This is a genomic window from Sulfurimonas sp. (genome assembly GCF_047622445.1).
Lineage (GTDB): Bacteria > Campylobacterota > Campylobacteria > Campylobacterales > Sulfurimonadaceae > Sulfurimonas.
This window is the reverse complement of the sequence record NZ_JBLHOE010000006.1, coordinates 26,040-40,768: the sequence shown is the minus strand read 5'-3', so window position 1 is coordinate 40,768 and position 14,729 is coordinate 26,040. Positions and strand designations below refer to the sequence as shown.

Annotated in this window: 13 protein-coding genes; 9 read left to right on the top strand and 4 right to left on the bottom strand. The window is 33.5% G+C overall.

Going from position 1 to position 14,729, the window contains the following annotated elements:
- The first annotated feature begins 64 nt into the window (after positions 1 to 64).
- Positions 65 to 1,972: a ferredoxin--nitrite reductase gene (locus tag ACI9TV_RS02605; protein WP_415249198.1), complete on the top strand. Its 1,908-nt coding sequence runs from the start codon at positions 65 to 67 to the stop codon at positions 1,970 to 1,972.
- Here ACI9TV_RS02605 and ACI9TV_RS02600 read toward each other — a convergent pair whose 3' ends face one another.
- On the bottom strand, positions 1,973 to 2,719 hold the full coding sequence (locus ACI9TV_RS02600) for a hypothetical protein (protein WP_415249197.1): 747 nt from the start codon (positions 2,717 to 2,719) through the stop codon (positions 1,973 to 1,975).
- A gap of 159 nt (positions 2,720 to 2,878) precedes the next feature.
- Between ACI9TV_RS02600 and pyrH the strand changes: the two genes are divergently transcribed.
- The 6 genes from pyrH to ACI9TV_RS02570 all read left to right on the top strand — a co-directional run bounded on the left by pyrH (position 2,879) and on the right by ACI9TV_RS02570 (position 9,824).
- The gene (gene pyrH, locus ACI9TV_RS02595) at positions 2,879 to 3,589 is read left to right on the top strand and encodes a UMP kinase (RefSeq protein WP_415249196.1); all 711 of its coding nucleotides are present in this window, start codon (positions 2,879 to 2,881) and stop codon (positions 3,587 to 3,589) included.
- Positions 3,590 to 3,611: 22 nt separating this feature from the next.
- Entirely contained in the window at positions 3,612 to 3,833 is a 222-nt protein-coding gene (locus ACI9TV_RS02590; RefSeq protein ID WP_415249195.1) for a DNA-directed RNA polymerase subunit omega, read from the top strand.
- 4 nt (positions 3,834 to 3,837) lie between these two features.
- Entirely contained in the window at positions 3,838 to 5,991 is a 2,154-nt protein-coding gene (locus ACI9TV_RS02585; RefSeq protein WP_415249194.1) for a RelA/SpoT family protein, read from the top strand.
- Positions 5,992 to 6,109: 118 nt separating this feature from the next.
- Complete coding sequence (tyrS, locus tag ACI9TV_RS02580; RefSeq protein ID WP_415249193.1) at positions 6,110 to 7,309, top strand: tyrosine--tRNA ligase; 1,200 nt, start codon at positions 6,110 to 6,112, stop codon at positions 7,307 to 7,309.
- The gene (locus ACI9TV_RS02575) at positions 7,310 to 8,401 is read left to right on the top strand and encodes a nitronate monooxygenase (RefSeq protein WP_415249192.1); all 1,092 of its coding nucleotides are present in this window, start codon (positions 7,310 to 7,312) and stop codon (positions 8,399 to 8,401) included. It begins immediately after the preceding gene.
- Positions 8,402 to 8,408: 7 nt separating this feature from the next.
- A complete protein-coding gene (locus ACI9TV_RS02570) occupies positions 8,409 to 9,824 on the top strand; it encodes an N-acetylmuramoyl-L-alanine amidase (RefSeq protein ID WP_415249191.1) in 1,416 nt (471 codons plus the stop codon).
- A 64-nt stretch (positions 9,825 to 9,888) separates the two neighbouring features.
- Here the strand turns inward: ACI9TV_RS02570 and ACI9TV_RS02565 are convergent, their stop codons facing one another.
- The 3 genes from ACI9TV_RS02565 to ACI9TV_RS02555 all read right to left on the bottom strand — a co-directional run bounded on the left by ACI9TV_RS02565 (position 9,889) and on the right by ACI9TV_RS02555 (position 13,579).
- A complete protein-coding gene (locus ACI9TV_RS02565; protein WP_415249190.1) occupies positions 9,889 to 10,965 on the bottom strand; it encodes a DHH family phosphoesterase in 1,077 nt (358 codons plus the stop codon).
- Between the two features lie 24 nt (positions 10,966 to 10,989).
- Positions 10,990 to 13,086, bottom strand: coding sequence for a flagellar biosynthesis protein FlhA (gene flhA / locus ACI9TV_RS02560; RefSeq protein WP_415249217.1), 2,097 nt, complete (start codon positions 13,084 to 13,086; stop codon positions 10,990 to 10,992).
- Positions 13,087 to 13,177: 91 nt separating this feature from the next.
- Positions 13,178 to 13,579 (bottom strand): RrF2 family transcriptional regulator, encoded by a 402-nt coding sequence (locus ACI9TV_RS02555; RefSeq protein ID WP_415249189.1) that lies wholly within the window; start codon positions 13,577 to 13,579, stop codon positions 13,178 to 13,180.
- A 209-nt stretch (positions 13,580 to 13,788) separates the two neighbouring features.
- Between ACI9TV_RS02555 and rpsO the strand changes: the two genes are divergently transcribed.
- Positions 13,789 to 14,064, top strand: a complete 276-nt coding sequence (rpsO, locus tag ACI9TV_RS02550; protein WP_415249188.1) for a 30S ribosomal protein S15 — start codon at positions 13,789 to 13,791, stop codon at positions 14,062 to 14,064.
- 226 nt (positions 14,065 to 14,290) lie between these two features.
- A complete protein-coding gene (locus ACI9TV_RS02545) occupies positions 14,291 to 14,719 on the top strand; it encodes a PAS domain-containing protein (RefSeq protein ID WP_415249187.1) in 429 nt (142 codons plus the stop codon).
- The last annotated feature ends 10 nt before the right edge of the window (positions 14,720 to 14,729 follow it).

Sequence of the window (14,729 nt, the reverse complement as noted above, 5' to 3'; positions counted from 1 at the left end):
ATTTTTTTGATAAATCATGATTGAAATATAGCTATCATATCCATACTAAACGAGGGAGTTTACTATGGAAGCTTTACAACAAGCACATGATGCAAGAGCAAAAAAATTAAATAAAATTGAACAAATAAAAGAACTCAAAACTCCACAAGAAGCCTATGATAAACTAGAACAATATGCAAAAGATGGTTACGAGTCGATTCCAGATGAAGACAAGAAGTACTTTCTTAAATGTTTTGGAATCTACGATAGACCAGCAACTCCTGGAAAATTTATGATTAAATTTCGCGTCCCTGGAGGACATTTAAATTCTGCTCAAGCCCGTGCTATTGGCGAGTGTTCTAAAGAGTATGGTGAAGACTATATAGATCTAACAACACGTGCTCAGTGTGAACTTCGTTATTTAGAAATAGAGAATTTACCGACTATCGTAAAAAAAATGCAAGATGTTGGAATGGATGCATACCAAACAGGGGTAGACAACATTCGAGGAATTATGGGTGATCCTTTAGATGACTTAGGTTTTGATAATATTCTACCTTCTCAAAAAACACTTCTAAAATTACAAGAAACATTTCTTTATTCGCCAGAGTGGATATCTACACTTCCTAGAAAATTTAACACTGCTATTACCGGTTCGATGACAAACAGATGTAATATCTTTTGTCATGATGCTTCTTTTGCACTTGCACAAAAAGATGGTGTGTTTGGTTATAACATGTACATTGGTGGAAAGGTTGGAGTTGTCGCTAAAAATGCAGATATATTTTTAAAAAATGAAGAAGAGGTTGTTAAAGCTTTTGGCTCAATAATTGATCTTTTTAAACGTTTTGGATTTCGGGATAACAGAAATAAAAATAGACTTCATTTCCTTATCGAGGCAGTAGGAATAGAAGTAATGTCTCAAGCAATTAGGGAGAATGCAGGAATTGATTTTGCTACTGCTGGTATGATTATGACTACGGTTGATTCAGATGATGCGGACCATGGAAAAGTTCAACTTCGTGATGGAACTTTTGGAGTGCATGTTGTAGTACCATCGGGTGTCTTTAAAGGTTCTGCCATGATACAAGTTGCAGACTTAAGTGATAAGTATGGAAATGGTGAAGTACGTTTTGATATGGAACAAAGTCTTTATATCTTAGGTGTAAATGAGGTGGATCTAATGTTAGCTGAGCCATTTTTCCTTGAGTATAAAAGTCTTTCTTCTCCGTACTTTAATCATCTCATTGCATGTGCTGGAACTGCACATTGTCCATTCGGTGTGATTGAAAATAAAAATGATGCGATTAATATGGCAAAGTATTTAGAAGAAAAAGTTCCCTTAGAAAATGCTAAAGTTAGAATGTATTGGTCTGCTTGTGTGAAGGGCTGTGGAATACATGGACTTGGAGATATTGGCTTTGAGGGATGTAAAGTAAAAGTAGATGGAGAGACTGTAGGTGGTGTTCATATTTCTCTTGGTGGAAAACTTGTAAGTGAGGGTGAAGAAGGACATACTGTCATTAAATCAGCGCCACTTACTCATGCTAACTTTTATGTAGAGACATTAATGTTAGAATATCAAAAAAACAAAGGTAGCAGTGAAAAACTTGAAAGTTTTATAGATAGAGTAATGAAGCAATACACTTTCGCAAATATTGGTTTTCATATGAAGTTAGGAGCATACTTAAGAGATAAAAGTATAGATATTGATTTCGAAATTAACGAAAAAACAAAAACAGGAAGAAATGAAGAGTTCGAAGTATTTGAACTTGGGCGTAGACTTTATTATGCATTATCTAAACAAGAAGCATATTCTGCATATGAAAGATTTACAAACGTGCTTAAGGGCGAAAAACCTGAGAATATTAGAAATTTAGTTCCAGATATTGATGAGAATATAGCACTTCTTTGTGAAGCAATACTTCATCAAAAAGAGGAAAAACGAGCAGTGGTTTTTTCTGAGCTTACACCTTTAATTGAGTTGTACTAGTTAGTTGTTTTTTAAAATATTTGTTTTTTCAGACACTTTTTTTATATATGCGTCTCCATAAAATGAAACACCAATAGATTCTATTTTTTGGAAAAATAAACTCTGATCATCGTGGTGAATTACGATACTGTATGTATCGTCCCCTCCATGCTTTTGTACTTCGACAAGATCCGTATTTTTATAGATAAGAGTATCCGTATTTTTTTTATCAACATACGATACTTTTCCAAATTTCAGCTTTCCACTTTTGAGATTTAAGTAAAGTGATAGGTAATCATTAGGGTAAAGTTTAAGATTTGATTCACTTTTCTCTCCAATAAGTTTTTCTTCATCTTTATAACCAAAAGTTGATACATCAAAAGTACTAACAGTTTCAAGTTTTTCTAAAAAAACTGTTTTAAAAACTGTTTTTTCTTCGTAATCAAAAATATAGCTTGTGACTTTTTCATAATTATCTTTTATTGTTTGTTTGGTAAATTTAAAAGGGATATAGACACCATTTTTTATTTTTCCCTCACTTATGAAAATATCTTTTCTATTACTAGTTAGGTACTTAACAGCTCCTATACTAGTGGCAGTAGCTTTTATTTCATAAGTATTATTGTCAAAATCTTGTCTAAGTTCTACGTCAACATAACCAATTTGACCATATATACTTATCCCACTTTCAAATTGTATTTTTTTTACAGATGTATACCCAAAGAGTGAGATACTTAGTGTAAGTAAAGCTATTAATATTCTTTTCATAAATAAATCCTAATAAAATTTGTATTTCTCTGTTTCTAATTATAACAAATATTGGTGTAGTCTATGAAAAAAAAGTGAATTTATTGTGTCTGCCATAATTCAAGCATATCTAAAGAGATTGTTAAGTATAATTCACGGATTTTATAAAAAGGTGTATCAATGACTAAGAAACGTGTATTAGTTAAGTTTTCAGGTGAAGCTCTCGCAGGTGAAGCAGGTCATGGAATTGACACACAAATTTTAAACTATATCTCTCAGGAGATAAAGTCACTTATAGATGCTGGGATTGAAGTCGGTATCGTTATAGGTGGAGGAAATATTATCCGTGGTGTAACAGCTGCGCAAGACGGAATAATTAAAAGAACAAGTGGTGATTATATGGGAATGCTTGCAACCGTAATCAACGGTGTAGCAATGCAAGAAGCATGTGAGCATGCCGGACTTCAAGTGCGTATGCAAACAGCCATTAAAATGGAGCAAATTGCAGAGCCTTATATCAACAGAAAAGCAGTACGTCATTTAGAAAAAGGCCGTGTTGTCATTTTTGCAGCGGGTACTGGTAATCCATTTTTCACTACAGATACAGCAGCAACACTAAGAGCAGTTGAAATTGGTGCAGAAGTAATTATTAAAGCTACCAAAGTTGATGGTGTTTATGACAAAGATCCAGTTAAATTTGCTGATGCAGTAAAACTTCCAGAACTTACGTATGAACAAGCACTTAATGATAATATTAAGGTAATGGATGACACATCAATAGCCCTAGCAAAAGACAATAAATTACCAATTATTGTTTGTGATATGTCAAAAAAAGGAAATCTTTTAGACATTCTAAATGGAAATATGGACAATTGTTCAATAGTTAAGTAAATTAAAAAGGAAACTTTCACATATGAAAACAGAAGAATTAACAGCAAAAATTTTACAAAATAATCCAAATATGGATAATTATCAGTTAGCTATTGCTTTATCAAAAAGATGTGACCAACTTTTAAATGGTGCAACAAGTAAGTTAAATATAGATCCAAAATCTATTAAAGCAGCAGATTTAGCTCTCATGGAAATTGCAGAAGGCCTTGTAACAATTAAGGGCTTTGTGGATATAGAGAAGTAAAAAATTGAGTCTGAGTCAAGTAGATATTGAGAAAGTAAAACATCTTCACGATGTTGACTCAGCAGAATCTTACCTTTTTTCTCAAATACCTTCTAGTGAGATACTCACAAAAGCCTTAGAATATTCTAAACAAGCACATATTTCTCAAATTAGAAAAAGTGGTGAACCTTATATAATTCACCCGATTTTAGTAGCGAGCATAGTAGCTTCCATTACTAATGATGAGGCAATGGTTATTGCGGCACTTTTACATGATGTAGTTGAAGATACAGATATTAATATTGATGAAATATTGAAATTATTTGGTTCTGATGTTGCGCACTTAGTTGAAGGTCTCACAAAGATTGATATAATTCGAGATTCCGAACTTGTGCCATCTGCTTCAAATGAAAAGTTGATAGTTTCAGCTCTTTCATTTAGGAAGATGTTGTTGGCAAGTATTGAAGATGTGAGGGTTCTTGTTGTAAAGCTTTGTGATAGATTACACAACATGCTCACACTAGAGGCTCTTCCTAATCATAAACAAATTAGAATTGCAGAAGAAACGCTTGTTGTTTATGCTCCAATTGCACATCGTTTAGGTATTTCTTTTTTAAAAAATATACTTGAAGATTTAAGCTTCTCATATCTTTTTAAAGAAGAAAAGCACCATATAGATAATTATCTTGATACAAATTATCATGCGATGGAGATGAAGTTAAATGAGTTTAGTGAATCCATAAAGAGACTACTTGTAAAAAATGGTTTTCATGAAGATGACTTTGAAATACTTTCTCGTGTAAAACACCGTTATTCAATTTATCTGAAAATGCAAAGAAAAGGCGTATCTATCGATGAAGTGCTTGATTTGCTTGCTGTGAGAATTTTAACTACAGATGCGGTTAAATGTTACAATATCTTAGGTTTAGTTCACCTGCATTTTCAGCCACTTTCTTCGCGTTTTAAAGATTATGTAGCAGTTGCTAAGGATAATGGATACCAAACAATCCATACAACAGTTTTTTACAACACCGCAATTTTTGAAGTGCAAATTAGAACATTTGATATGCATAAAACGGCAGAATTAGGTGTTGCAGCGCACTGGAAGTATAAGAGTGGTGGAAACAATGATATTAAACTTGATTGGCTCCACAACTTGCAGTACCAAAATGAATCGGTAGAAGATTTTTACTCACTTATAAAAAATGACTTATATTCTGAAGATATTTCAGTGTTTTCACCAAAAGGTGATGCATTTACACTTCCACGCGGTGCAGTTGTACTTGATTTTGCTTATGCTGTTCATTCTGAAGTTGGAAATAAGGCAGAATCTTGTCTCGTTAATAAGACTAAAGCATCGCTTTTAAGTGAACTTAGTAATGGAGATATAGTTAAGGTAAATACAACAGATGAAATCTTAACACGGTGTTCTTGGATAGATGCGGTTAAAACATCTAAAGCTACATCAAATATGCGTCTTAATTGTAATGCAAGAATTCGTGAAATAAATGCAAAATCTGGTGTGCTAATTGTTTCTACAGCTATGGGTTTGAAGCATTCAAGAATAGAAGAATGGTTTAGGTCTACAAACTATGATAATAGTTCTAATATTCCAAATGATATTGAGCAGTTTAGAACTGTTATCGGTAAGTATGTAGCTGAAATCAGTAAGAATAATAGATTTTCTAGTTTTCTCTCTCGTCATAGATTTAAGTTAAAGTCAAAAGTGATTTCAGGCTTAGAAATATATAGTGTTGGAAATATTAATGATGTTGTCTTTGATTACTGTTGTCATCCAAAGGCTGGAGATGAGATTATGGCTTTTGTTGAAAAATCAAAACTACATGTTCATCATAAGATGTGTTCGCATGCTTACAAAATGTTAGAAGAAAAAAAGCCTATGGCATTTGCTAGGTGGAAAAAAGAGACTAGTTTTCGTTATAATCTTATTGCATCACTTCATAATGAAAAAGGTGCGTTAGCTGAGTTTTTAACATATTTGGTCAAGTTAAATATAGATATTAGTTCTATTGAATTAGGAAAAGATCCTGCAGATTATGTAAAGTATTGCGAACTCAGTTTTGATGCAAAAGAAGCAGATATAAATGCTCTAAGAATGAAGCTAGAAAGTAAATTAAAAGTCATTCATCTCATAAGAACAGATGATGCGTATAGGTAATTAGAAGTAGAAGAGTAACTTGTTGTGAGGGCTACCTACCGAAGGAAACCAAAAACTAAAGTAGATGAGGGAATTACTTCCGTTATCGTAACAAAATAATAGAATAGGAAAATAATAAATGTTACAAGAAGCTATAAGAGAGATAAACAGAGGTACTGCCGAAATTATTGATGATGCGAGAATTGAAAAACTTTTAATGGCGTATTTTGATGAGGGCAAAAACTATACAGTTAAATGTGGTTTTGACCCTACTGCACCAGATTTACATCTTGGGCACACTGTACTTTTACAAAAGCTTGCGACATTTCAAAAATATGGTGCACGGGTACAGTTTCTTATAGGGAACTTTACTGCTGCTATTGGTGATCCAACTGGTAAAAATGTAACACGAAAGGTTTTATCAACTGAGGATATTGAAAAAAATATTTCTTCATATACTACGCAAGCCTTTAAGATTTTAGATGAAAGTAAAACTGATATTGTTTATAACAAAGAATGGTTAGAACCCCTGGGTGCTGTAGGTATGTTAGAACTTGCTTCAAACCTTACAGTTGCAAGAATGTTAGAACGGGATGATTTTTCTAAAAGATATGCATCACAAACACCAATTGCCGTGAGTGAATTTATGTACCCACTTTTACAAGGTTACGATAGTGTACATCTAAAAAGTGATGTTGAAATAGGTGGAACTGATCAAAAGTTTAATCTTTTGATGGGAAGACAGTTACAAAAATCTTATGAAGTTAAAAAACAACAAGCTGTACTTATGATGCCAATTCTAGAAGGTCTTGATGGTATCCAGAAGATGAGTAAATCATTGGATAATTATATTGGTGTTACCGATGAGCCTAATGACATGTTTGGAAAAATTTTAAGTGTTTCAGATGAGTTAATGTGGAGATACTTTGAACTTTTAAGTACAAAATCTTTAGAAGAAATAGAAAGACTTAAAAATGGTGTAAGTGCTGGCTCACTTCACCCTAAAAAAGTAAAAGAAGATTTAGCTTTAGAAATTACTACGAGATTTCACTCTCAAGAATTAGCGAAAAAAGCTAAAGAAGCATTCGATAATTTACATAAGAAAAGCCAAATTCCAACAGATATACCCGAGTTTACTATTGAAGGGGAAATTTGGATAGCTAAAGCCTTAGTGGAATGTAAAATTTCACCATCTACTTCTCAATCAAGGAGAGATATTAAGCAAGGTGCTGTTAGAATAGACCAAATAAAAGTATCAGATGAGCAGTTACAACTTGGAAGTGGCAATTATGTACTTCAAGTAGGAAAAAGAAAATTTGCAAAATTAAAGGTTATATAGATGAGCTTCGAATCTTTACAAATCGGTAAATACACAATTGAAAAACCTATCGTTCAAGGTGGAATGGGTGTTGGTATTTCATGGGATCAGTTAGCTGGAACTGTTTCTTCAGAGGGTGGACTTGGTGTTGTTTCTTCTGTAGGAACTGGTTATTTTGACAATAAAAAGTATTCTAAAAAACTAGTTGCAAATAGACCATTAGATGTTAGCAATTTTTATTCTAAGGATGGTTTTAAAGCTATTCATGACAGTGCAAGAGAAATTTGTGGAGATAAGCCACTCGCAGCAAATATTTTGTATGCTATTAATGATTATGGTCGTGTAGTTACAGATGCATGTGAAGCTGGTTATAATATTATAATTACAGGAGCAGGGCTTCCTACAAATATGCCAGAATTTACAGAAGGTTATCCCGATGTAGCACTTGTTCCAATTGTTTCATCTGCAAAAGCATTAAAGATTATTTGTAAAAGATGGAAAAAAAGATATGACAGAATTCCTGATGCTGTTATTGTTGAGGGACCGAAATCCGGTGGGCATCAGGGTTTTAGCTATGATCAATGTAAATTACCTGAAAATCAGCTAGAAGAAATTGTAAATCCAGTAGTTGAAGAAGCTAAAAACTGGGGAGATATCCCTGTTATCGCAGCTGGCGGTGTTTGGGATAAAGCAGATATCGAAGATATGATGAGCCGTGGTGCTCGCGGTGTTCAAATGGGTACGAGATTTATTGGTACACATGAGTGTGATGCACATGATAACTTTAAAAAAGTTCTTTTAAATGCAAAAGAAGATGATATTAAACTTATGGCTTCACCTGTTGGTTATCCAGCACAAGGTGTAGTTACAAATCTAACACATCTCATAGCAAAACGTGAGGGTCCAGATGTTAAATGTATTTCAAATTGTGTAGCTCCTTGTAATCGTGGTGTAGAAGCTAAAGCAGTTGGTTTTTGTATTGCAGATAGATTGAGTGATGCATATGCTGGTAATCTTGAAACAGGACTCTTTTTCTCTGGAACAAATGGATATAGACTTAATAAAATTATTTCTGTCAAAGAACTTTTAACGAAACTGACTCAAGGCGAATAACTATTTAATGTTACGTCAACTTTTACTTTTTCTACTTTTAGTAGTATCTCTTAGTGCCCTTAATAATAATGAGATACTAAAACGTGCAAATGGTTTTATGAAGTCATCTTCTAAGAGTAATCACTTTCGTGCATACAATGACTACAAAAATCTTTACCTTCGCTCAATAATGCTTGAGGATATAAAACTTCGTGCGAGTTCTTTAAAAGGAATCGTAAATAGTGGTACAAAACTTCGTATAGATATCAGTAGCTATAAGTCAGAACTCGCAGGTTTAAACCCAAATAAAAAATCTACTAAGACAATACAAAAATCTAAATATAAGCCTTATATTCCTAAAAGAAATAAGTCTAAAGATATAAAAGTACGCTCATCACATAAACTAAAATCAATCGCTTTTAAAAACTCTACATTAGTTTTAGAGTTTGATAAAAAACTTTCCTCTAATCAAATTAACTATTTTACTTTGTACGATCCAAAAAAAGAACAATTTAGATATGTATTTGATATCCATGCCTCAATGCACTCTCAATCTAAAAGCCTAAGAAAAAAAGGTGTTAAGCGTATTAAGCTAGCGCAATACAAACCAAATACTTTACGTCTTGTCATTGAAAATACAAAAAAACTCAAAGTAAGATTTTCTAAAAAATCTAATAGACTAGAAGTAAGTATAAATGGTAACTCCAAGTATACAAAATCTACTGCGATAGCGCAAAAAAAGCAAACACCTTTACGTCGAGATAGAAATAAAACAATTGTGATAGATGCTGGACATGGTGGAAAAGATCCTGGTGCAGTTGGATATAAAAAATATAGAGAGAAGATAATTGTAATGAAAATTGCAAAAGAGTTACGGAAGATTTTAAAATCTCGTGGTTATAAAGTGTATATGACACGAGATAGAGATAAATTTGTAAAACTTAGTAAGAGAACGAAATACGCCAATAGAAAAGATGGGAATATTTTCATCTCTATCCATGCGAATGCAGTGGCGAAAAAAAATGCACACAAGGTACATGGAATAGAGTGCTATTTCTTATCTAAATCTCGTACAAATAGAGCAAAAAGAGTTGCAGCAAAAGAAAACTCAGCAGACTTAAGTGATATGAATTTTTATGGAAAAGAGAGTTTCTTAAATACAATTAGTTCCCATAATATGATTGCTTCAAACAAACTCGCGATTGATTTACAAAGAGGGATGCTAGGCTCAGTGAAAAAGAGCTATAAAAATGTTAAAGATGGTGGAGTCAGAGAAGGTCCATTTTGGGTTTTAGTTGGAGCACAGATGCCTTCAGTTTTGGTAGAAGTCGGTTTTATCACGCATCCAACAGAAGCAAAAAGATTGGTCAGCTCTAAATATCAAAAAAAGTTAGCGCAAGGACTTGCAAATGGGGTGGAACGTTATTTCGCTAATTGTATTTAGTTAAAGGTAATCAGCTACAGTTTCAACTGTACAATCGTAAAGTAAATACCTTTTGGCATTTACTTTATTCCTCTTGCTTATACTCTAAAACAGTAGCTCGTGACTCTTTGTCATAGATAAGTTCTTCTATTTGTTGTTTTACTTTGTCATATCTGTACTGTTCTTTAAACCCGTGTATTCTTCCACCAGCAGCATTTGGATGTCCACCACCGTTTGCCCACTCTTTTGAAATTTGCGCTACACTTACTTTAAAGTTTGCACGTAAGCTCATAGCACCTCTATAACTAACATCTACGATAAAATCATACTCCGGAAATGCAACTAGAAAACCATTTCCAACGATAGAAGTATTTCCAACACCATAAGAAAGATATCCTTTATAACCTTTATAGTAAATAGTATTTGTATCTCTTTTTGCACCTAGTAATTGTACTACATAAGCAGTTGAAAGGTTATCAAGTGTATTGTCTGCATCCACTCTAAAAAAGTCTTTTTTAAGTGTGTGAATTTTTGCATCAAGAACAATAGGAGCATCTTTTTCATATATATATTTTGTAGCTTCTTTTAAGAGAGAAAGTTTATAGTTAGAATCTTCCTTAGCAAACATTACACGGTTAAGCTCTCGTGTCTCAGTTACAAGACGCATACATACTTTTCCGTATTCAAAATTTTCTGGTTGGTCTAGTTTCCATAAATCAACTGCATTAACAATATTTACATATTTCTCCATCCACTCTGGCTCATCAAAGTCAAAATTTTCTTTAACATAGTCATAGGTAATTTTTGTAGCACAACGCGCAACATCAAGAAAGTACCAATCATACTTCTTAGCACTGTCTTCACCACTTCCGTGATGGTCGAGAAGTACAAGTTCAATATCCATTTTATTCGTATTCATCTTTGCAACTTCACCATTTAGCCATCGTGATTCATCCATCGTAAGGTTTAAATCTGTAATTAAAATGAGAGCACTTTTTTTAGCTTTTTTGATATTGTCTAAAAGAAAATCTAGTTTTGATTTAACTTCAGCCCCATAATTAGCGTTGTAGTTAGTAATTGTATAGGGAGTATGTTGCATAACAAACTGACAGCTGTAGCCGTCTAAATCGATATGTGATAAGTGGTGAATTGTTTCTTTCATATTATTGTAACCTTATTTATAATTTTATTCAATTGTTATAGAACCCATAACTTCAAATGTAGCACTAGAATCTATCTCAGCATGAGAGAGTGTTATAACATCCAGTGAGAATCGTTCAAATATTTCAGCAACACCACGACGAATTTGTGGATCGACTATAACTACGATTGGAGAAACTCCCTTTTGTAAGAGTTCAGCCGCTTTAGTGCTTGTTGCCTGAATGAGAGCATTTATTTCACCGACATTAAGCATAAGATTTCTTGCCCCATCACGCTCTACAGATTTTTCTATCATCATTTGTTCAGAAGAAGTGTCAAACGTTAAAAGACGAATGACTCCATCCTCACTCGCATACATTTGTGTAATAATACGCGCAAGCTTCGTTCTTACTTGTTCTGTAATGATATCTACATTTTTTGTATACTCTGCAACATCTGCAATAGTTTCTAAAATTGTGAGCATATCTTTAAGAGGAATTTTTTCATGTAAAAGAGCCTTTAGTACTCTTTGCACTAGTCCAACTGGGGCAACATTAAGTACATCTGTGACAATAACAGGGAAGTCATCTTTAATTTTTTCGATGAGGGTTTGTACCTCTTGGCGTGTAAGAAGTTCTTCTGCATTACGCTTAACAAGTTCAGACATATGTGTTGAAATAACAGTCGCTGGATCAACAACTGTATAACCATTCTCAATTGCAAACTCTTTATCTTTAGCTGGAATCCAGATAGCATCAAGTCCAAATGCAGGTTCTTTCGTTGCCTCTCCTTGTACTTCACCTGTGGCCATTCCACTATCCATTGCAAGAAACTTTTCAGGAATAATCATTCCTTCACCAATAGAGATACCTTTTAAAAGTATTTGGTACTGTTGTGGTTGAAGGTGAAGGTTATCCCGAATTCTTACCTGAGGCATTAAAAATCCAAAATCACTAGCAATTTTTCTTCGCATAGATCGGATACGTTCGAGTAAATCTCCACCTTGGGTATTGTCAGCGAGTCGAATGAGTTGGTATCCAAGGGTTAATTCTAGCATCTCTACTTTGAGTATATCTTCTAGAGCTGCCTCTTCTTCTTGACGTATTTCTTCGTTTGTTTTCTTTGGTTGTGTAGATGTTGCACCATCTGCTGCTTCTTTTTCCGGTGATTTATTAGCTGTAAATTCATCTGCAACATCTAAGATAGTAAGTTCACCTTTTTCATATTTCCATACAGACCAGCCTAGGATTGCAAACAATATTCCAACAAAACCCATTGAAGCTGTTGGAAGACCTGGAACCATTGCAAATAAAATCATAATGAATCCAACTATCATCATGATTTTTGCATTTCCCATCATCTGGTTAATAGCACCATCTGCAAAGTTATCTTTAGAATCACCAGATGAACGAGTAATCATAATACCTGTCGCAGTTGAGATAATAAGAGCAGGAATTTGACCAACAAGACCATCTCCAATTGTTAAAAGTGTAAAAGTTTCAGCACTACTTGCTACTGTCATATCGTGTTGAAATACACCGATAAGAAAGCCTCCGATAATGTTAATAAGCGTAATTATAATACCTGCAACTGCATCACCTTTTACAAACTTTGAAGAACCATCCATTGCTCCATAAAAATTTGCATCTTGTAAAATCTCAGCACGACGTTGTTTGGCCTCGGCATCATCAATAAGACCAGCATTAAGGTCTGCGTCAACTGCCATTTGTTTACCGGGCATAGAATCGAGTGTAAACCTCGCAGCAACCTCTGCAACTCTCGTAGAACCTTTGGTAATTACCATAAAGTTTATAAGTACTAAAATAGAAAAAACAATGATACCAATAACAAAGTTACCACCAACAACAAAGTCTCCAAAACTTGTAATGATGGTACTTACATTTTCAGTTCCACCATGTCCATGACTTAATATCATTCTTGTTGTTGCAATATTTAGTGAAAGTCGAAAAAGAGTTAGAATCAAAATTAAGGTTGGGAAAGTAGTTAAGTCTGTTGGTTTTGGAACATAGAGAGATATAAGTAAAATCAAAACAGCCATAGCCATAGAAGTAGTTAGAAGTATATCCAACATTCCTGAAGGCAATGGAACAATAATAATTGCTAAAATTGCCATTACAAACATAACGACACTTAGGTCTTTTTGACCTAAAAGAAAGTTGAGTGTAATTCCGACTTGTTGTTTAAGAGTTGGTTTTCTTGCCAAAAAGAGTTGCCTATTCTAAAATATCAGCGAGAGTAAGTTCATTTAAAAAAAGGTCTATTTTACCTTGGAGTTTATTTAAAAATGGCCAGATACTACAGATGTTTGCTCTGTCAGATGGACAATCGTCACGTGATGGTGCGCACTCAAAAACTGCTGGAGCTTTTCCCTCAACAGCACTCATAATATCAAGCATATTTATATCTTCAGCATTTTGAATCAGGGCAAATCCACCATTTACACCCTTGTACGATTTTAAAATTTCTTTTTTTGCTAGTGCTTGAAGAATTTTTGCTAAAAAACTTTTTGAGATTGAAAGTTCACGGGAGAGTGTTTCAGTATCCATTGGTTCGGATGCTTTTGAGAGTACAATTAAAGAGAGGATGGCGTATTCACTTGCTCGGGTTATTAACATAATTGCTCTTTCTTATAATCTTTTTATTATATGGATTATAGCTAAAGAACTTGAAGTTTTAATTATGGATGAATTAATTGAAGTGTAATTTCATTTTTCTATTAGTCTTGGGACATCTTGATTTGTTCTTTTAAGTAATTTTCGCTAAAATACCGCTTCAACTTTCATATTTGTGATTGTTAGATTATTATACCACTCAGGAGGCTATTATGGCTTTAGATTCGGCTAAGAAACAAGAAATAGTTACAAAATACGGACGTAATGAAAATGACACTGGTTCAAGTGAAGTTCAAATTGCATTATTAACAGAAAGAATTGCGGAACTTACAGAACATTTAAAAGTATTCAAAAAAGATCACGCTTCAAGACTTGGACTACTAAAATTAGTTGGTCAACGTCGTCGTTTGATGAAATACTTCAAAAGAACAGAAAAAGATGCTTATAATAAACTAGTATCTGATTTAGGTATTAGAGATAACATTTAGTACCACTCACTAAAGTCAAGTTTATCCTAAACTTGACTTAGTCTTCTTAAATAACCATAGCATAACTTATTCTAATATAAAATACCTTAAATAAAATCAAAAAAATCACATAAAAGTAACAAAACTACACTTTTAATACAAATTTCATAATTTTTCTATAATTGACACCATTATGACACATCTTCGTTGTACAATAATCCTAAATTGATTTGTACGGAGGTTTACAGTGTCGAAAAATAATAATGAAATTAGTACAGAAGGTCTAACATTTTTAGAAGATGGCGAAGTGCTTTATAATGACTTATACCTTTTATCTGAAACAGATGAAAAAGGTATAGTTGAATATGCAAGCGATTCTTTTCTAAAAATAGCAAATGTGCATGAAGAGGAATTAATAGGACAACCACATAACGTTGTTCGTCATCCAGAGATGCCAAGAGCTGCATTTAAATCCCTTTGGGATGATGTTCAGTCTAAGGGTTTTTGGACAGGTTATGTTAAAAATGCTCGTAAAGGTGGAGGTTTTTACTGGGTGTATGCAACAGTATTGCGTTCTATTGATAAAAATGGAAACACTAAGTATGTATCTATTAGAGTAAAACCATCTCGCGAAGATATTAAGTCAGCTGAAGCGTTATACGCTACGCTAGACTAGAAAAGGATTT